The sequence below is a fragment of the Enterobacter cloacae complex sp. P14RS genome (genome assembly GCF_014895895.1).
Classification (GTDB): domain Bacteria; phylum Pseudomonadota; class Gammaproteobacteria; order Enterobacterales; family Enterobacteriaceae; genus Enterobacter; species Enterobacter bugandensis.
Map to the genome: position 1 here is coordinate 1906 of NZ_JADBQM010000003.1, position 412 is coordinate 2317.

The 412-nt window shown below is 48.3% G+C and carries 1 rRNA gene (cut by a window edge); it reads left to right on the forward strand.

Features of this window, described 5'->3' with window-relative positions:
- The first annotated feature begins 113 nt into the window (after positions 1-113).
- A 23S ribosomal RNA gene (locus IM295_RS01945) occupies positions 114-412 on the forward strand (it continues 2613 nt past the right edge of the window).

Below are 412 nucleotides of genomic sequence, written 5' to 3' on the forward strand. Positions count from 1 at the left end.
TTTGCTCTTTAAAAATCTGGATCAAGCTGAAAATTGAAACGACACATCTTTAATGGTGTGTTCGAGTCTCTCAAATTTTCGCAATCATGAAGTGAAACATCTTCGGGTTGTGAGGTTAAGCGACTAAGCGTACACGGTGGATGCCCTGGCAGTCAGAGGCGATGAAGGACGTGCTAATCTGCGAAAAGCGACGGCGAGGTGATATGAACCTTTGACCCGTCGATGTCCGAATGGGGAAACCCAGTGTGTTTCGACACACTATCGTTAACTGAATACATAGGTTAACGAGGCGAACCGGGGGAACTGAAACATCTAAGTACCCCGAGGAAAAGAAATCAACCGAGATTCCCCCAGTAGCGGCGAGCGAACGGGGAGCAGCCCGGAGTCTGAATCAGCTTGTGTGTTAGTGGAA